Annotated in this window: 19 protein-coding genes; 6 read left to right on the top strand and 13 right to left on the bottom strand. The window is 73.7% G+C overall.

Annotated elements, in window-relative coordinates:
- The 5 genes from KIK08_RS04025 to KIK08_RS04045 all read left to right on the top strand — a co-directional run.
- On the top strand, positions 1 to 236 hold a 236-nt coding region (locus tag KIK08_RS04025; RefSeq protein ID WP_214401608.1), incomplete at its 5' end, for a hypothetical protein.
- 28 nt (positions 237 to 264) lie between these two features.
- Positions 265 to 924, top strand: coding sequence for a TetR/AcrR family transcriptional regulator (locus KIK08_RS04030; RefSeq protein ID WP_308257380.1), 660 nt, complete (start codon positions 265 to 267; stop codon positions 922 to 924).
- 14 nt (positions 925 to 938) lie between these two features.
- On the top strand, positions 939 to 2,180 hold the full coding sequence (locus tag KIK08_RS04035; protein WP_250556269.1) for a cytochrome P450: 1,242 nt from the start codon (positions 939 to 941) through the stop codon (positions 2,178 to 2,180).
- Positions 2,181 to 2,250: 70 nt separating this feature from the next.
- On the top strand, positions 2,251 to 2,709 hold the full coding sequence (locus KIK08_RS04040; protein ID WP_214401609.1) for an ATP-binding protein: 459 nt from the start codon (positions 2,251 to 2,253) through the stop codon (positions 2,707 to 2,709).
- An 8-nt stretch (positions 2,710 to 2,717) separates the two neighbouring features.
- Positions 2,718 to 3,494: a hypothetical protein gene (locus tag KIK08_RS04045; protein ID WP_214401610.1), complete on the top strand. Its 777-nt coding sequence runs from the start codon at positions 2,718 to 2,720 to the stop codon at positions 3,492 to 3,494.
- Here the strand turns inward: KIK08_RS04045 and KIK08_RS04050 are convergent.
- The 11 genes from KIK08_RS04050 to KIK08_RS04100 form a co-directional block, all read right to left on the bottom strand.
- Positions 3,480 to 3,956 carry a nitroreductase/quinone reductase family protein gene (locus tag KIK08_RS04050; RefSeq protein WP_214401611.1) on the bottom strand — a complete coding sequence of 159 codons (477 nt, stop codon included), beginning with the start codon at positions 3,954 to 3,956 and terminating at the stop codon, positions 3,480 to 3,482. The genes KIK08_RS04045 and KIK08_RS04050 overlap by 15 nt on opposite strands.
- Before the next feature lie 164 nt (positions 3,957 to 4,120).
- Positions 4,121 to 4,717, bottom strand: coding sequence for a TMEM165/GDT1 family protein (locus tag KIK08_RS41490; RefSeq protein WP_308257381.1), 597 nt, complete (start codon positions 4,715 to 4,717; stop codon positions 4,121 to 4,123).
- 18 nt (positions 4,718 to 4,735) lie between these two features.
- Positions 4,736 to 5,872: a sodium:calcium antiporter gene (locus KIK08_RS04060; RefSeq protein WP_214401612.1), complete on the bottom strand. Its 1,137-nt coding sequence runs from the start codon at positions 5,870 to 5,872 to the stop codon at positions 4,736 to 4,738.
- Positions 5,873 to 5,907: 35 nt separating this feature from the next.
- Positions 5,908 to 7,041: a pyrroloquinoline quinone biosynthesis protein PqqE gene (gene pqqE, locus KIK08_RS04065; RefSeq protein ID WP_250556270.1), complete on the bottom strand. Its 1,134-nt coding sequence runs from the start codon at positions 7,039 to 7,041 to the stop codon at positions 5,908 to 5,910.
- Positions 7,034 to 7,315, bottom strand: coding sequence for a pyrroloquinoline quinone biosynthesis peptide chaperone PqqD (gene pqqD, locus KIK08_RS04070; protein WP_214401613.1), 282 nt, complete (start codon positions 7,313 to 7,315; stop codon positions 7,034 to 7,036). Before pqqD ends, pqqE begins: the two co-directional genes overlap by 8 nt.
- The gene (gene pqqC, locus KIK08_RS04075; RefSeq protein WP_214401614.1) at positions 7,312 to 8,016 is read right to left on the bottom strand and encodes a pyrroloquinoline-quinone synthase PqqC; all 705 of its coding nucleotides are present in this window, start codon (positions 8,014 to 8,016) and stop codon (positions 7,312 to 7,314) included. The genes pqqD and pqqC overlap by 4 nt, the downstream gene beginning before the upstream one ends.
- Positions 8,017 to 8,102: 86 nt before the next feature.
- Positions 8,103 to 8,198 carry a pyrroloquinoline quinone precursor peptide PqqA gene (pqqA, locus tag KIK08_RS04080; RefSeq protein WP_214401615.1) on the bottom strand — a complete coding sequence of 32 codons (96 nt, stop codon included), beginning with the start codon at positions 8,196 to 8,198 and terminating at the stop codon, positions 8,103 to 8,105.
- A gap of 69 nt (positions 8,199 to 8,267) precedes the next feature.
- Positions 8,268 to 9,965, bottom strand: a complete 1,698-nt coding sequence (locus tag KIK08_RS04085; RefSeq protein ID WP_214401616.1) for a PQQ-dependent dehydrogenase, methanol/ethanol family — start codon at positions 9,963 to 9,965, stop codon at positions 8,268 to 8,270.
- Positions 9,966 to 9,977: 12 nt separating this feature from the next.
- Positions 9,978 to 10,439 (bottom strand): MSMEG_3727 family PQQ-associated protein, encoded by a 462-nt coding sequence (locus KIK08_RS04090; protein WP_214401617.1) that lies wholly within the window; start codon positions 10,437 to 10,439, stop codon positions 9,978 to 9,980.
- Between the two features lie 259 nt (positions 10,440 to 10,698).
- Complete coding sequence (gene katG, locus KIK08_RS04095) at positions 10,699 to 12,939, bottom strand: catalase/peroxidase HPI (RefSeq protein WP_214401618.1); 2,241 nt, start codon at positions 12,937 to 12,939, stop codon at positions 10,699 to 10,701.
- Positions 12,940 to 12,951: 12 nt separating this feature from the next.
- On the bottom strand, positions 12,952 to 14,292 hold the full coding sequence (locus KIK08_RS04100) for a DNA-binding protein (RefSeq protein ID WP_308257382.1): 1,341 nt from the start codon (positions 14,290 to 14,292) through the stop codon (positions 12,952 to 12,954).
- Between the two features lie 600 nt (positions 14,293 to 14,892).
- On the opposite strand from KIK08_RS04100, the gene KIK08_RS04105 reads away from it, so the two are divergent.
- Positions 14,893 to 16,059, top strand: a complete 1,167-nt coding sequence (locus KIK08_RS04105) for an NAD(P)/FAD-dependent oxidoreductase (RefSeq protein ID WP_308257383.1) — start codon at positions 14,893 to 14,895, stop codon at positions 16,057 to 16,059.
- Between the two features lie 22 nt (positions 16,060 to 16,081).
- On the opposite strand, the gene KIK08_RS04110 is transcribed toward KIK08_RS04105, so the two are convergent.
- Both KIK08_RS04110 and KIK08_RS04115 read right to left on the bottom strand, forming a co-directional pair.
- Positions 16,082 to 16,651, bottom strand: a complete 570-nt coding sequence (locus tag KIK08_RS04110; RefSeq protein WP_214401621.1) for a hypothetical protein — start codon at positions 16,649 to 16,651, stop codon at positions 16,082 to 16,084.
- A gap of 169 nt (positions 16,652 to 16,820) precedes the next feature.
- Positions 16,821 to 17,360, bottom strand: coding sequence for a carboxymuconolactone decarboxylase family protein (locus KIK08_RS04115; protein ID WP_214401622.1), 540 nt, complete (start codon positions 17,358 to 17,360; stop codon positions 16,821 to 16,823).
- Between the last annotated feature and the right edge of the window lie 73 nt (positions 17,361 to 17,433).

Below are 17,433 nucleotides of genomic sequence, written 5' to 3' on the forward strand. Positions count from 1 at the left end.
TGGCGACGGGGGAGCTGCCGGCCCTCGCGCAGGTGGCGGTGGACGGTGCCGCGCTGGCAGCGGGGCGCGGGCAGCTGCGCGCGTCGGCGGTGCTGCTCGGAGCTGCGGCTCGGCTGCGCGGCGCGGACGACCGCACCGACCCGCTGGTCCGCGGGCTCACCGACCGGGCGCGGGCGGCGCTGGGGGAGGAGCGGTTCGCCGCGGCGTTCGGGCGGGGCCGGGACCCTCTGGAATAGGAGTCAATATTCGGATAGCGTCCACTATGTGAGTTCGGAGTCCGCGGAGCGGCCCCGGCGCCTGACCCGCGCCGAGGCCAAGGCACGCACCCGGGCGCTCGTGCTCGACGCCGCGGCGCGCACGTTCGCCCGCAAGGGCTTCGCCGGGGCGTCGGTCGAGGAGATCGCCGAGGCGGCCGGGTTCTCCATCGGCGCCGTGTACTCGAACTTCGGCAGCAAGGAGCGGCTGTTCGTCGAGCTGCTCTCCGACCGGGCCAGCGGGCAGGTGGCCGAGGCCGAGCGGATCCTGGCCGAGCAGGTCGAGGCCGGGCAGAGCCCGCTGCTCGCGCTCGGCCGGATGCTGACCGAGGTCGCCGACAAGGACACCGACCTCGGGCTGCTGCAGGCCGAGTTCTGGCTCTACGCCGTGCGCAACCCCGCCGCGCTGGACACCCTGGCGGCCCGGATGCGCGAGCCCCGCGACGCGCTGGCCGAGATCGTGAGCGGGGCGCTCGACCCGCGGAGCCCGGGCGCCGGGACGTCGCCCACCGCCGTCGCCACCGTCGTGATGGCCCTGTTCCACGGGCTGGTCCGGCAGCGCCGGATCGACCCGGCCAGCGTGCCCGACGACCTGTTCGGCCAGGCGCTCGGATGGCTGTTCACCGGCATCGAGGCCGACCCACCACCGAGGCCGTCACCCGGCCCGTAGCCGAGGAGCGCTCCATGACCGACACCGCAGTGCCCGACGGGACCGTGTCGTCCGGGACCGGGCCGACGATGGCCGAGCTGTTCGACCCGGCCCACCGTGCCGACCCCTACCCGGCCTACCGGCGGTGGCGCGAGCACGACCCGGTGGCCGCCGTCGACGCCGGCTTCTTCGTGCTGACCGGCCACCGCGAGTGCTCGGAGGTGCTGCGCGACCCCCGGTTCGGGCACCTCGACGCCGAGCAGCTGACCGGCCCGGCCAACCCCGTCGCGGGCGAACCCCCTGCCGAGCCGCGCAAGCCCTCGTTCCTCATGCTGAACCCGCCCGACCACACCCGGCTGCGCAGGCTGGTGTCCCGCGCGTTCACCCCGCGCATGATCGACCGGCTGGCCCCGCGCATCGAGGAGATCACCGCCGGGCTGGTCGGCGCGGCGGTCGCCGCCGGCACGACCGACCTGTTGGCCGCCCTCGCGGCGCCGCTGCCGGTCATCGTGATCAGCGAGCTGCTCGGGGTGCCGGCCGACGACCATGAGCGCTTCGTCGGCTGGTCGCACGCCATGGCCCGCGGCCTCGACCCGGACTTCCTGCTGCCCCCGCAGGTGCGCGACGAGCAGGCGCGGGCGCGCGTCGAGTTCGCGGACTACTTCCGCGAGCTCGCCGCCCGCCGCCGCGTCGAGCCCGGCGACGACCTGCTCTCGGCGCTCGTCGCGGTGACCGACGCGGGGGAGACCCTCACCGAGGACGAGTTGCTGGCCACGTGCACGCTGCTGCTGATCGCCGGCCACGAGACCACCACCAACCTCGTCGGCAACGGCGTGCTCGCGCTGTTGCGCCACCCCGAGCAGCGCGACGCGCTGGTCGCCGACCCCTCGTTGGTCGACGGCGCGGTCGAGGAGATGCTGCGCTACGACTCACCGGTCCAGCTGACCGCACGTGCCGCGTTGGAGGACGCCACGGTCGGCGACGTCGCCGCCCCGGCCGGGACGTTCGTGCTGGCCATGATCGGCGCCGCGAACCGCGACCCGGCCGCCCACGAGGCGGCGGAGAGCTTCGACATCACCCGCCCGCCGACCCGCCACCTGGCGTTCGGCCAGGGCATCCACTTCTGCCTCGGCTCCCCGCTGGCCCGGCTGGAGGGCCGGATCGCGCTGCGCGAGCTGATCACGCGGGCCCCGCGGATGCGGCTGGCCGGGGAGCCGGTCTGGAAGGAGAACGTGACGCTGCGCGGACTGGCGAGCCTGCCGGTGGCGCTGGCCTGACAACCGGGCCGGCGAGCCTGCGCGGCGGTCAGCGTTCGCGGCGGGGGCGCGGGACCGCCATCCTGGGCCGGTGGTAGCACGCACGGATACCTACAGCATCCGGTTCCCCGCGGATCCGGTGCAGGTGGCCCTGTTCCGGCACGGCCTGGACCGCTGGCTGCAGGGGTTGGAGTGGCCGGCGGAGGAGCGGGTCGACGCGCTGCTGGCGATCAGCGAGGCGTGCACCAACGTCGTCCGGCACGCCTACCCGTTCGGCGTCCCCGGCGAGGTGGAGGTCACCGGCAGGCTGGTGCTCGAACCGGAGCGGCGCCGGCTGGCGGTCACGGTGCGGGACCGGGGGGCGTGGCGGCCGGAGTCCGGCGGGGGCGGCTACGGGCTGCGGACGATGCGGGCGTGCATGGAGCGGGTGGTGATCCGCCACGACCAGGACGGCACGGTGGTGACCCTGATCAGCAACGCGGTCCCCCCGATCGAGGCGGCGGAAGCGACGGAGAGCACCCGGAGTGTGACGAGCCGACCGCCGGGGTAGAAACGGACGTGACCAGAGACCTGAAGTCGCCGGGGACCGACCGGGCCACCGAGGAGAACACCGTCGCCGAGCAGGACGGCGCCGCCGACACGAGCGGTGAGGCGCCCGGTGGCGTGGGCGGCTGGGTACTGCGCTCGGGTGTCGAGCGCGCGTTGCGCATGCAGCACCCGCTGGTCAGCGCCCACGTCGCGGCCGCCCGCCGCAAGCACCCCGACCTGGGCCCGGCCGAGATCATCGAGCGGTTGGGCCGCCAGTACCAGGTGGCGGTCGCGGTGACCGGCGGCGCAGGCGGCGCGATCGCGATCGTCCCGGCGATCGGCACGGCCGTCTCGCTGGCGACGGCGGGCGCGGAGGCGTTCGCCGCGCTGAACGCCGCCGTCCTCTACACGCTCGCGGTGGCGGAGGTGCACGCCCTGCCGACCGACGACCCGGAGCGCCGCCGCGCCCTGGTCCTCGGGGTCGTGGTGGGTGCCGGCGGGCAGGCCGTGCTGCGCAAGGTCACCGGCCGGTCCCACGACTGGGCGGGCGACGTCACCAACCACCTGCCACTGGCCCGGCTGGGCCTGCTGGACAACGGCCTGACCCGGTGGTTCGTGAAGCGATTCGTCGTGCGCCAGGGGATGCTGGCGCTGGGCCGGGCGCTGCCGCTGGGCATCGGGGTCGTCGTCGGCGCCGTCGGCAACCTGGCGACCGCCCGCGCGGTCGTGAGGTCGGCGCAGGCCGCCTTCGGCACGCCGCCCGCCACCTGGCCCGCCGGCGCGCCCGCACCCTCAGGCGGGCGCTGACCGCGGCTCCAGGACCACCACCGCGGTCTCCGACGGCCGCCGCGCCGCGTAGGCGTCGAGGTGCTTGTCGATCTCGCGCCAGCGGTCCCACAGCCGCGCGCGCTCGTCGCCGGTCGCGGCGCGAGCGCGCACCGGCCGCTGCTCGCCGCCCAGGTCGACCGTCGCGTCGGGGTCGGCGAGCAGGTTGAGCCACCAGGCCGGTTCGGCCTCGTCCCAGCCGTTCATCGCCAGCGTGACCAGCCGGGGCCCGTCCGCGAAGTAGGCGACGATGACGCTGCGCGGCTGACCGCTGCGGCGCCCGGTGGTGGTGAGCCGCAGCTTGCCCGACCTGGTGTCGCGAGGCCGCGGCAACCCGGCCCGCCCCTTGAACACCCGGTAGATGCCCCGGTCCAGCGACCACACCGCGCGTATGACCCAGCGTGGCGGCAGGTACGGGTTCTTCGCTGGTTGCTCGACCGACATCGCGACCTCCCGTGGGCCCCCCGGCTGCGGTGACGGGAGGACCCTAGCGACGACCGCTCGACGGCCGACAGGTCCGATCGGCCGCTGCTCAGCGTGCGGCCACCTCGCGGAGCGACGCGACTCCCGATCCCTCCAGACGCAGGCGAAAGCCGCTCTCGCGCCGGTCAGCCCCGGATCGCCTCCACCGCGCTGACCACCGCCATGACCACCAGCAGCCCGGCCGCCACCCGCAGGACCCAGCGCTGCGGCACCACCCGCCGCAGCCGGTTCCCCCCGAACACCGCCAGCGCCGACACCGCCCACAGCGCCAGCAGCGCTGCGACCCCGACGGCGGCGGGATCCTCGTACCGGGCCGCGAGCGTCGCCACGATGATCTGCGTCGGGTCCCCCAGCTCGGAGAGCAGGGTGACCCCGAAGCACAACGCCACCACCCGCCAGGGCGAGGTCGCGGGGGCCGTCGCCGCGACGTCGTCATCGTCGTCGTCCTCCCGCAGCAGCAGCACGGCGCTGACGAGGAAGACGACCGCGAGCACCGCGGCCACCGGCCGTTCGGGGAGCAGCGCGACGAGGCTCCCGGCCGCCACCGCGGCGACCACCTGCACGAGGAACGCCGCGAAGACGCCGACCAGCACCAGCCGGGCCGGGTACCGGCTGGCGAGGACGAGGGTCACCAGCCCGCTGGTGTCGGCGAGTTCGGCGAGGGCGACGATGCCGAAGGTGAGGGCGATGGTGACCACGGAGTCGACCACCGGTTCGACCACGGCGCGCCGTCCCCGCGGCTAGTCGTCATCGTCCGGCGCGCCGGGCACCGCGGGGGCCTCGACACCCGGCTGCTGTGCGCCCTCGTCCGCGCCGGGGGCGTCGTCGACGGGAACGAGGCCGAACACCGAGAAGCTGATCACCCAGTAGGCGACGTACCCGGCCAGCAGGACCGCCCCGTGCCAGCGCCGCAGGTGCCCGGTGAACAGCGCGTACGCGGCGAACCCGTTGATCACGACGAGGGCCGGCAGGTGCCAGCTGAAGATGTCCGGGGTGATCAGCAGCGCGCCGCCGACCAGGGCGATGATGCCGACCTTCGCGGTCACCGAGAACACGACGCTGCCGATGATGTTGCCGACGCCGATCGCGGGCGCTCCCCGCCGGGACGGCTCGACGGTCAGGAAGAGGTCCTCCAGCGACAGCACCACGGTCGCGATCGTCGCGCCGAAGACCGTGCCGCTGATCGCGAACTCCTCCAGGATGCCCTCGGTGCCCTCCGACATGGCCCAGGCGCCCACGACGAGCCCGACCAGCGCGAGCAGCGCCAGCAGGAGCAGTGCCCACCCGGGGCGGTCGGTGCCCTTCGCCCGGCCCAGGTCGCCGGTCTCGTAGAGCACCGCGCCGCCGGTGCGCCCGCCGCCGCCCGGGCCGGTGCCCGCCCCGACGAGCTCGGGGCTCTCGACCGACTCGCGCACCTCCGCGCCGCCGAACGTGGGCACCGCCCGCCGCGACTCCCGGTAGGCGACGTAGGCGATGAACAGCACGAACAGCCCGATGAGCACGATCCCGGAGACGACCCCCAGCCCGCCGAGCAGCGCCGGCCCGACCAGCACCAGGGGGGCCACGGCGAAGATCGCGATGTAGTCGTTGGGGATCTCCACCCGGCTGGGGGCGATGAGGGCGCTGAGCGCGAGGACGAGGCCGGTCAGCGAGATGACGGTGCCGAAGACGACGCCGAGGGCGACGTCCTCGAGGCCCTCCAGGTTGAGCACCACGCCGAACGCGAGGTCGTCGAACTCGATGCCGGTGAACAGGATGGCCAGCAGGAACAGCGAGACGGCCAGGCCGCGGGCCGCGCCGACCAGGTAGGCGATCAGCTTCTCCGCGCTGTAGACGAGCAGCGCCGTGCCGAGGGCGAAGACGATGATGGACGTCATCCGGGTTGCTCCCCCTTGAGCGGACGGGCGGACGGTCAGTCGGGCACCCGGACCCGGTGGGGACGGGGGACCAGCGGCGGTTCGTCGACGCGCGCGTCCGCGTTGGCGGCGTCGACCGCCCTGGCGACCAGGGCGTGGTCGGGCGAGAGGTGGCACACCGGGTCGGTGCGGGCGGCGTCGCCGGTCAGCTGGAACGCCTGGCAGCGGCAGCCGCCGAAGTCCACCTCGCGGCGGTCGCAGGTGCGGCACGGGTCGGGCATCCAGCCGGTGCCGCGGAAGGCGGTCATCACCGGGGCCCCGGTCCAGATCCGCTCCAGCGGGTCGACGCGCACGCTGGCCCGGGGCAGCGGCAGCGACTGGGCCGCCGGGCAGGGCAGCACGTCGCCGTTGGGCGCCACGGTGAGCTGGCGGGCGGCCCAGCCGCCCATGCAGGGCTTCGGGTAGCGGCTGTAGTAGTCGGGGACGACGTAGATGACGTCCATGCGGTCGCGCAGCCGCTCGCGGGCGGCCCGCACGACGGCCTCGGCCGCGACGAGCTGGGCCCGGCTGGGCAGCAGCGCGTCGCGGTTGCGCCAGGCCCAGCCGTAGTACTGGGTGTTGGCCAGCTCGACGCGGTCGGCGCCCAGGTCGTCGGCCAGCGCGAGCACGTCGGCGACGCGGTCGATGTTCTGCCGGTGCAGCACCACGTTGAGGGTGAGCGGCCAGCCCAGCTCCTTGACCACGCCGGCGGCCTCGATCTTGCGCCGGAACGACGGGGTGCCGGCGATCCGGTCGGACGCCACGGGCTCGTCGGCCTGGATGCTGACCTGCACGTGGTCCAGGCCGGCCGCGCGCAGCCGCTCGGCCCTGCTCCGGGACAGCCCGAGCGCGCTGGTCACGAGGTTGGTGTAGAGGCCGAGGTCGTGGGCGGTGGCCACGATGTCGACCAGGTCGCGGCGCAGCAGCGGCTCCCCGCCGGACAGGTGGCACTGCAGGACGCCCAGGTCGCGGGCCTCGGTCAGCACCCGCTGCCACTCGTGGGTGGCCAGCTCGTCGGTGTACTCGCCCATGGCGACCGGGTTGGAGCAGTAGGCGCAGGCCAGCGGGCAGCGGTAGGTCAGCTCGGCGAGCAGCCCGAAGGGGCTGTCCACGTTGTCCACGTTGTCCATGCTGTCCACGGGGTCAGCCATCGGCGAACTCCACGCAGCGGCGGGCGGCGAGCCGCGTCAGGAACCGCTGCACCTCGCCCTCGGGGACGCTGTCGTACCGCGCGGTCAGCGCGGTCACGATCTCGGCGACGGTGCGCCGCCCGTCGCAGAGCCCGAGGATGTCGGCGCCGGTTCCGTTGAGCACGACCACCGTCTCCGGGTGCAGCAGGACGTGGCGCTGCCGGGTGCGGTCGAAGCTGATCCGCACGTGGCGGGCCAGCCGGGGGCGCGCCGCGGCCAGGTCGACGGCCGTCACCCGGGGTACGCCCGGTCGATGGCGTCCATCAGGCTCCACAGCACGTCGCACTTGAACGAGAGCGCGTCGATGGCGCGCGCCTGCGACTCGGCGGTCAGGCAGTGCTCGGTGACGACCTCCAGGGCGTGCTCGCAGTCGCGGGGCGCCTGGTCGAGGCGGGCCCGGAAGTAGGCGAGGCCCCCGGCGTCGATCCAGGGGTACCAGCGCTCGAACGCGGCCAGCCGCTCGGCCATGAGGTCGGGGGCGAACAGCTCGGTCAGCGAGGACGCCACCGCCTCCACCCACGGCCTGGTCCGGGTGAAGGTGACGTAGGCGTCGACGGCGAACCGCACCCCGGGCACCAGGTGCCGGTGGTCGCGGACCTCCTCGCGGGTCAGCCCGGCGGCCTCGGCGAGGCGCAGCCACGCCTCGATGCCACCCTCGCCGGGCTGCTGGCCGTCGTGGTCGACGATGCGGCGGATCCAGCGGCGGCGGACGTCCGGGTCGGGGCAGTTGGACAGGATCGCCGCGTCCTTGCGGGGGATGTTCTCCTGGTAGTAGAAGCGGTTGGCGATCCAGCCCCGCAGCTGGTGCGGGCCGAGCCGGCCGGCGTTCATCCGCACGTGGAACGGGTGCTGGTCGTGGTAGCGCCGCGAATGGGCGCGCAGCGCCTCGACGAAGCCGTCGTCGGTGCGTGCGGTGGTGCTCGTTCCCGCTGTCATGCCAGCCCCTCGGTCCGTGGTGGTGGCGAAGGGGTGGGGGCGAAGGGGGGGGGCGCCGGGCCCGGGCCCGGCGCCCCCACGTCGGGCTAGTCGTCCATCTGGGCGACGTACATCGTCACCTCGGGTGCGACTGCGATCTCGTCGAACTCGGGTGTCTCCCACACCTCCAGCGGGGACTCCATCGATCCACCTCCTCTCGTCTGCGGCAGGGCTCTACGCCTCGGGCAGGGCGCTACGCCTCGGGCAGGGCGCTACGCCTCGGGAAGGGCGAAGACGATCAGGGCGCTGCCGTGGCCCGCGCCGAGCATCCCGGGCAGGAAGCCCTCGGCCCAGCCGCCCCAGCCGACCGGGACGGCGACGAACTGCCGGCCGTCGACGCTGTAGGTCGTCGGGCTGCTGTGGTGGCCGCTGCCGCACTGGAACTGCCAGAGCAGCTCGCCGGTGCGCGCGTCGAGCGCGTTGAACTCACCGGACGGTTCGCCGGCGAACACGAGGTCGCCGCCGGTGGCGAGCACCGACGCGCACATCGGCAGCTCGTTGCGCCAGCGCCACTTCTCCTCGCCCTCGGCGTCGAACGCGCTGATCGAGCCGACCATGTCCTCGATGTCGACCTGGACGCCCGCGCCCCAGTAGGGGATGGACTCCTTGAACTCGCGGCGCCGGCGCGTGGCCGTGGCCCCGACGTCCTGGACCGGCACGTAGAACAGCTCGGTCTTCGGGCTGTAGGCCGCGTGCGTCCACTCCTTGGCGCCGGCCGGGCCCGGGTAGAAGTGGACGGGCACGCCCTCCTCGTCGGGGTAGACCTTGGCCGTGACCTTGCCGTCGCGGGTGATCGCGCCCCAGGTGATCCGGTCGACGAAGGGCGTGATCCGCACCAGCGAGCCGTCGGTGCGGTCCAGGACGAAGAAGTAGCCGTTCTTGTCGAAGTGCCCCAGCAGCTTGCGCCCGTCCTTCTCGAACAGGATGCACTCGGCGATGGAGTCGTAGTCCCACACGTCGTGCGGGGTGCACTGGTAGTGCCAGCGGATCTGCCCGGAGTCGACGTCGACGGCGATGATGCTGTCGGTGTAGAGGTTGTCGCCCTCGCGCACGCCGCCGTCGAAGTCGGGCGCCGGGTTGCCGGTTCCGACGTAGAGCAGGTTGGTCTCCGCGTCGAACGTGCCGGTGAGCCAGCAGTTCGCGCCGCCGCGGGCCCAGGCCTCACCGTCGGAGGGCCAGGTCTCCGAGCCGGGTTCGCCGGGCTTGGGGACCGTGTAGCAGCGCCACTGGTGCTCGCCGCTGTCGATGTCGAACGCGTCGAGGTGCCCGCGCACCCCGAACTCCCCGCCGGAGCTGCCCACGATCACCAGGTTCTTGACCACGAGCGGCGCTACCGTGGCGCTTTCCCCGGCCCGGACGTCGCCGTAGGTCTTGTCCCAGACCCGCTTGCCGGTGGTCGCGTCGAGCGCGAGCACGTGGGCGTTGGCGGTGACGAAGAAGACGTTGTTCTGGGCCACGGCGACGCCGCGGTTGACGTTGCCGCAGCACAGCGACACGTCGAAGGGCACGGCGTGCTTGTAGCGCCAGATCTCGGTGCCGGTCTTCGCGTCCAGGGCCCACACCCAGCCGTCCCAGCCGGCGACGAACATGACGCCGTCGACGACGATGGGCGCGGCCTCGAAGGAGTAGGTCGAGGCGCCGGCGATGATGCCGCTGGAGCCTGCCTGGAAGACCCAGGCGGGCAGCAGGCGCTTGACGTTCTCGGTGTTGATCTGGTCCAGCGGGCTGTAGCGCTGCCCGTCGTAGGTGCCGTAGTAGGTGAGCCAGTTCTCCGGCTCGGACCGGGCGTTGAGGATGCGCTCGTAGTTGACGCTCTCGACCACCGGCGGGGCGAGTTCGTTGCCCGGGAGCTTGCCGCTGAGCTGTCCCTGGTCGATGGCCTCGCCTGCGTCGACGTACTCGACGGTCATCGTCTGCTCCTCCTAGGGCCGGGGCTGGTCGGGGCGGTCGAGGCGGGCCTCGGGCGGGACGTCGCCCAGCACGACGATGGCCCCGGTCAGGCCCCGGCCCTCGTCGTTGCCGGTCGGCGAGCTGAACCAGTAGTAGCCCGGGCCGTCGAGGTTGAGCGTCGCCCGCCCGCGCGAGTGGTTGACCAGCCAGATGAACTTCCGGTCGCCGTTGCTCGGCAGCAGCGCGCAGTGGGTGTTGAGGTCGTCGTTGATGAGTTCGAGGTCGACGTCGCCGCCGTGCGGCAGGACCAGGATCGCGGGATCCCAGCTCAGCTCGTCGGGCCGGATCCGGATGGTCGCCGCCATCCGGCCGTCCTCCTTCTCGGTCGCCTGGCCGATGTTGCCGGTACCCAGCATCCGGCCGATCGTGGCCTTGTTCTGCCCGTTCAAGCCGAGCTTGTCCACCAGGTCCGCCCGTTCCTGCGCGGTCGTCACAGGGCTCCACCTCCTCGTCGAGATTTCCCGGATAGTCCCTCGTCCAACTTCCGCGTCCGGTGCGATCTGGGGAACTGTGCAATCGCCATGAATGGCACGACTGATCGATCGGTCCGATCCGCCCTGATGGCGTCGTCCGATTCGTGGAAGCAGATTGTGATGCGGGACTCTACGACGGTCGATTTGGGTCGACAAGGTGCGCGTCGGGGGTGCGCCGCTCACCCGGCGGCAGCTACCGCTCGCACCCGCTACGGCACCGCTACCGGGCGCGGGGCAGGTCGTAGCGGTCGAGCTCCATCACCCTCGCCCACGCCCGCACGAAGTCGTGCACGAACTTCTCGCCCGCGTCGTCGCTCGCGTAGACCTCGGCCACGGCCCGCAGCTCGGCGTGCGAACCGAAGACGAGGTCGACGCGGCTGCCCGTCCAGCGCAGCGCCCCGGTGTCGCGGTCGCGGCCCTCGAACGTCGTCGCCTCCTTCGAGGTCGGCGTCCAGACCGTGGCCATGTCGAGCAGGTTGACGAAGAAGTCGGTGGTCAGCGTGCCGGGCGTGTCGGTGAACACGCCCAGGGGCGAACCCCCGGTGTTCGCGCCCAGCACCCGCATGCCGCCCACCAGCACGGTCATCTCGGGCACGCCCAGGCCCAGCAGGTCGGCCCGGTCGACCAGCAGCCGCTCGGACCGCTCCCCGGCGCCGTTGGCACGGTGGTTGTCGGCACAGTAGTTGCGGAACCCGTCGGCGACCGGCTCCAGCTCGGCGAAGAAGGCCGCGTCGGTCTGCTCGGCCGTGGCGTCGGTGCGCCCGGGTGTGAAGGGCACCCGGACGTGGTGACCGGCGTCGGCGGCCGCCCGTTCGACGGCGGCGCACCCGCCGAGCACGATCAGGTCGGCCAGCGAGACCCGCACGTCGTCGTCGCGGGAGCCGTTGAAGGACCGCTGGACGCCCTCCAGCGCGCCCAGCACCCTGGCCAGCGCGTCGGGGTCGTTGACCGCCCAGCCGCGCTGGGGCTCCAGGCGCACGCGGGCGCCGTTCGCCCCGCCGCGCCGGTCGCTGGTGCGGAACGTCGACGCCGACGCCCACGCGGCGCGGACGAGGTCGGGCACCGGCAGCCCGCAGTCCAGGACCCGCGCCTTCAGCTCGTCGACGTCGGCATCCCCGACGAGGTCGTGGTCCACGGCGGGGACCGGGTCCTGCCAGATCAGTGCCTCGCCGGGCACGAGCGGGCCCAGGTAGCGCGGGAGCGGGCCCATGTCGATGTGGGTGAGCTTGAACCAGGCGCGGGCGAACGCGTCGGCGAGCTGGTCGGGGTGCTCCAGGAACCGCCGGGAGACCACCTCGTAGTCGGGGTCGAACCGCAGCGCGAGGTCGGTGGTCAGGATGGTCGGGGCGTGCGTCCTGGACGGGTCGTGGGCGTCGGGCACGGTGCCGGCGCCGCCGCCGTCGGCCGGGATCCACTGCCACAGCCCGGCCGGGCTCAGCTCCAGGTCCCACTCGAAGCCGAACAGGTTCTCCAGGAAGCTGTTGTCCCAGGTCGTCGGGGTGGGCGTCCAGGTGCCCTCCAGCCCGCTGGCGATGGTGTCGCCGGCCTTGCCGGTGCCGTGGCCGCCCCGCCAGCCCAGGCCCTGCTCCTCCAGCGGGGCGCCCTCGGGCTCGGGGCCCAGGAAGCGCTCCGGGTCGGCGACGCCGTGGGTCTTGCCGAAGCTGTGCCCGCCGGCGATGAGCGCGACGGTCTCGGTGTCGTCGAACCCCATCCGCCGGAACGTCTGGCGGATGTCGCGGGCCGAGGTGAGGGGGTCGGGGACGGTGTTGGGGCCCTCCGGGTTGACGTAGATCAGGCCCATCTGGTCGGCGGCGAGCGGGCGGTGCAGCTCGCGCACGCCGCTGTGGCGCTCATCGCCGAGCCAGGCGCGCTCGGGGCCCCAGTAGAGGTCGTCGCCGCGGTAGACGTCGGCCCGGCCGCCGCCGAAGCCGAAGGTCCGCAGGCCCATGGACTCCAGGGCGCGGTTGCCGGCGAACACCATCAGGTCGGCCCAGGAGACCGTGCGGCCGTACTTGCGCTTGACCGGCCAGAGCAGCCTGCGCGCCTTGTCCAGGTTGCGGTTGTCGGGCCAGCTGTTCAGGGGGGCGAAGCGCAGCATGCCCGCGGCCGGGCCGCCGCGGCCGTCGGCGACGCGGTAGGTCCCCGCGCAATGCCACACCATCCGCACGATCAGCGGCCCGTAGTGCCCGAAGTCGGCCGGCCACCACGGCTGGGAGGTCGTCAGGACCTCGTCGACGTCGCGGGCCAGCGCGTCGAGGTCGACGGTCAGGAACTCCGCGGCGTAGTCGAAGTCCGGGCCCATCGGGTCGGCCGCGCCCGGGTCGGCGCGCAGGGCGCCCAGGTCGAGCCGGTCGGGCCACCAGTCGTGCTCGGCCGAGGCGCGGGCGGGGCGGGTGCGGGGCTGGGCCGGGGCGGGCAGGCCCAGGCCGCCCCCGCTGGCCTTGTCCGTCGCGTCAGGCACGGGACTCCTCTCTCAGATGCCCAGGGCGCGGCGCACGGCGGGCGCATTGCGCCGCGACACCGGCACCATCCCGCCCGCCGGCTCGTCCATGACCAGCGACAGCTCGCCCTTCACCCCGCGCTCGACCTCCCGGACCCGGGCCAGGTTGACCACGTACTGGCGGTGCACCCGCAGGAAGCCGGCGCCGGCCAGCTCGCCGTCGAGCTTGTCCAGGCTCGCCGACGCCGACCGCAACCGCCCCTGGTCGGTGAACAGCCACACGTCGTTGCCCTCCGCCTCGGCGTAGCAGACCTCCGGCAGGTGCAGCAGCACCATCCGGTTGTCGCGCACCGCGACCACCCGGTGCTGCGGCGACCTGGGGCTCGCCGGCGCGTCGGGCTGGGACAGCTGCGCCCCGTCGGTCGTGCCGAACCACACCAGGTTGCCGATCAGGTGCCCGGAGGAGAAGACGGGCCGGATGCTGATCGAGGTCGGTTCGGCGGCGAGGTGGGTGAAGACCTGCGTCGAGCCGACCCAGTCGGGGTCGCGGGCCGCCTGCCGGGTGGCGTAGCGGGCGGCCCCGATCAGCTCCGGCAGCCCCGCGTTCCACCGCACCGTCGGGTCGACCGCGGGGGTGGACGCCGGCACGCCCATGAGCACGCTCGCCGTGTCGTCGGCGATCACCACCTTGCCGGCGGTGTCCAGCGCGGCGACCGGGCAGCTGGAGCGCGCCCTGGCCTGGGTGAAGGACGCGACCAGCTCCGCGCCGCTGTTGCGGGCGCGCGTGCGCAGCAGGCACTGGGTCTTGGTGGCCGCGTTGGCCAGCCAGCCGACCGCGGCCGCCGGGAGCTGGCTGCGCCAGCAGGAGATGTTCAGGACCGCGATCGGCTCCTTGGTGACCACGTCGCGCACCGCGATGCCCGCGCAGGCCCAGCTGTGGAACGCCCGGCACCAGTGCTCCGCGCCCCGGATCAGCACCGGGCCGTGCGCCTCCAGCGCCGTGCCCATGCCGTTCGTCCCGGCCGCGCTCTCCGACCAGCAGAACCAGGGCGCCAGGTTCGCGCCCGACGCCTTGGCCAGGGTGGCGTCGTCGCCCCACTCGGCCAGGATGCGGCCGGTGGAGTCGGTGACGGTGACGACGCCGGCGAGGGCGCGCACCTCCTGCGCCACGGCGGCGGCGCGGTAGCCCAGCTCGGCGAAGACGACGTCGTGCTCGGGGGTGTGGTCGATCTCCGCGACGGCGATCGGGGCCCCGCTCAGGTGCGGGTCGACCCGGTAGCGCTCCCGACAGCGGTGCCAGGAGATCGCCACCACCGGCCGCACCCCCGGGACCTGGTCGTCGCCCTGCACGAACCGCTCCCACGCCGCCAGCACGGAGCTCCTGCCCCGGCCGTGGACCGCCGCCGTGGGTTCACGCCGTTGTACACCCGTCATGGTGGAGAACCGCCTCTGGCCCATCCCGAACGCCGGTCGGCGTGCGCGCGATCCGCGTCGGACGCCGCTGGTCACAGCCCGCCGGTGGGCGGGCTGGCACCGGGTCGCGTGTGTTCTGCTGCATCACCCGTACCGGGCTGTGTCTCAGTCCGGTTCCGCCACCCTAGGAAAGATCCGGCGCGCTGTGCACCCCTATCCCGGGAGGAGTGGAGTGAAGATCGAGGGGCGAACGGCGCAGTACATGCGGCGGTTTGCCGCTGAACGGGGGATCGTTCCTGCTTGTGACATGATCGGCTATTCCGGTCTCGCTGCACGGATCATGGGGAATTGATCAGTACATTGTCGATCAATTGGGTTGATGATCGGGATGGTCGTCGTTTATTACGCTTGGTCGGAGTGGTGATGTCGTCGCGTCCCGGGGATCGGGCTCTCCGGTGGTGCCTCGCGTGGGTGCCCCCGGCGGCGCAGCGCGGGCTGCGACGGCGGGGCGCGCTGCGAGGTGCGGTGGACGGGCGTGCGGGGGCGACGGAGCATGGCGGGGTGTCCGCTGCGCGCGAGTTGCCCGACCGGACCGAGGTCGTCGTGATCGGGGGTGGGGCGATCGGCACGAGCATCGCCTTCCACCTGGCCGAGGCGGGGGTGCGCGATGTCGTGCTGCTCGAACGCGACGAGCTCGGGCACGGGTCGACGTGCAAGGCGGCGGGGGGAGTGCGGGCGCAGTTCTCCGACCGGATCAACATCGAGTTGGGTGCGCGCAGCCTGGAGGCGTTCGGCCGGTTCGGTGAGCGGCCGGGCCAGGAGATCGACCTGCACCGGGTCGGGTACCTGTTCCTGCTGTCCTCGGCGCGGGACGTGGCCGCGTTCGAGGCCGACGTCGCGCTGCAGAACGACCTCGGCGTCGCCAGCCGCATGATCGACGTGGCCGAGGCGGCGGCGCTGTCGCCGCTGATCGCGACCGACGGGTTGCTGGCCGCGGCGTTCTCGCCCGACGACGGTCACTGCACGCCGGAGTCGGTGGTGCTCGGGTACGCGAGCGCCGCCCGCCGGCACGGGGCGACGCTGCTCACCGGCGTGACGGTGACCGGGATCGACGTCGAGGGCGGTGAGGCGCGGACCGTGCGCACCAACCGCGGGCCGATCACCGCGGGGACGGTGGTCTGCGCGGCCGGGGCGTGGTCGCGGGTGGTCGGCGAGATGGTCGGCACCGACCTGCCCGTGACGCCGCTGCGGCGGCAGATCCTGTTCACCGAGCCGATCCCGGACCTGCCGCCGGTGGTGCCGTTCACGATCGACTTCGCCACCACCTACTACTTCCACCGGGAGGGCCGGGGGCTGCTGCTGGGCATGTCCGACCCGGACCAGGAGCCGGGCTTCGAGCTGGCCTACTGCCCGCGGTGGCTGCCGCGCCTGGGCGCGGCGATGGGCGCGCGCACGCCCGGCCTGCTGGACGTGGGGCTCGGCAACGGCTGGGCCGGGCTCTACGAGGTCACGCCCGACCACAACGCCCTGATCGGCCGGTCGTCGACCACCCAGAACGTCCTGTACGCCACCGGCTTCTCCGGGCACGGCTTCCTGCAGGCCCCCGCGGTCGGCGAGGTGGTGCGCGACCTGCACCTCGACCGGCCGCCGTTCGTCGACGTCACCCCGCTGTCCGCGGACCGCTTCCAGGGCGCGGCCGGCGGGCGCCCCGAGGCGCGCATCGTGTGACGTGCGTGACCCGCCCGGGTGGTCAGGGCAGCGGCAGGTGGTCGCGGTAGCCGAGCAGCACGGCGGCGAGGTCGGCTGCGGCCTGGGCGTCCTGGACGGTGTCGCCCTCCACGGCGGTGCGCCGCAGCAGGTGGGCGGCGTCGAGCAGGGGGCCGACGAGCAGGGGGGCGCCGGCCCGGTCGGCGACGTGGGCGGCGCGCTGGAGGCGGTCGGCGACCAGCACCATGTCGCTGGGGGAGGCGATGACGTGGGTGGTCAGGTCGATGGCCCGCAGGTGCGCCTCGGTGGAGTCGTCCGGGCGGGTGGCGAGGCGGGCCAGTTCGTGCTCGGCGTCGGCGAGGTGCTGGCTCAGCTGCAGGTGCTCGAGGTCGAGGCGGGAGCGCGACTCCGGGTCGAGCTGGTGCAGGTCGGCGGCGTCGACGAGGAGCTGGTGGGCGTCGACGGCGAGGCGCTGGGCCTCGACCAGGCCGGCGAGGGCGGCGCGGACCGTGTCGGGGTGGCCGTCCCGCTGGGCGTTCATGACGTCGAGGAGGTGGTCCTGCGCGGCCCGGTAGGCGGCGGTGAAGCGGTCGCGGGCAGCGTCGAGTTCCACGCCCCGAGCGTACGTCGGGCCTCCACGGGGTTCCGCGCCCGCTCGGCGGTCAGGGCACCGAATTCGCTCCGCCGCCGGTCAGCGCAGGCGGCGAACTCGTCGCAGCCCGACCGCAGTCGCGTTCTCGCTGCTGGCCGTCGCCTTCGGGAACCCGGCGGCCGCCGGGAGGTCAGAGCCGGGCGGCGGGCAGCCCGTCCGGTCCGGCGGCGGGGTCGGAGTCGATCCGCAGCGCGGTCATCATCCGGGCCAGGCCGAGGTAGTGCCCGGCGGTCAGGGCGATCTCGACGACCTCGCGCTCGGAGAACTCCGCGGCCAGCGCGGCGTACTCCTCGTCGGTGACCTCGCCGTCGCGCACGAACGCCCGCGTGAACACGAGCGCGGCGCGCTGCCCCGCGTCGAACGGGTCGAGGTCGCCGCGGTCCAGTGCCTCGATCTGCCCGTCGGTGGCGCCGGCCGCCTTCGCGATGGGGACGTGCTGCTCCCACTCGTACCGGGCCGCGAGCCGCCCGACCTGCAGGATGACCAGCTCGCGCAGCAGCGGGTCGATCGCGAGGTCGGACAGGATGGCCCCGCCGAGCTTCAGCCAGGGCCGGTAGGCGGTCTCGGCGTGCACGAGCAGCTGGAACACGTGCAGCGCCGGCATCTTGGCGTGGGTCGAGGCGACGGCGGGCGGGGCGGTCTCGGCGGTGAGGTAGCTGACGCGGGCCATGCCCGTGACCCTACGGTCCGGGCGCCCCGTGACCGCGGACGAAAGCGGCTCTCGTCCAACCAGATCGCACGAG

This window comes from Pseudonocardia lacus (genome assembly GCF_018531445.1).
Classification (GTDB): Bacteria; Actinomycetota; Actinomycetes; order Mycobacteriales; family Pseudonocardiaceae; genus Pseudonocardia; species Pseudonocardia lacus.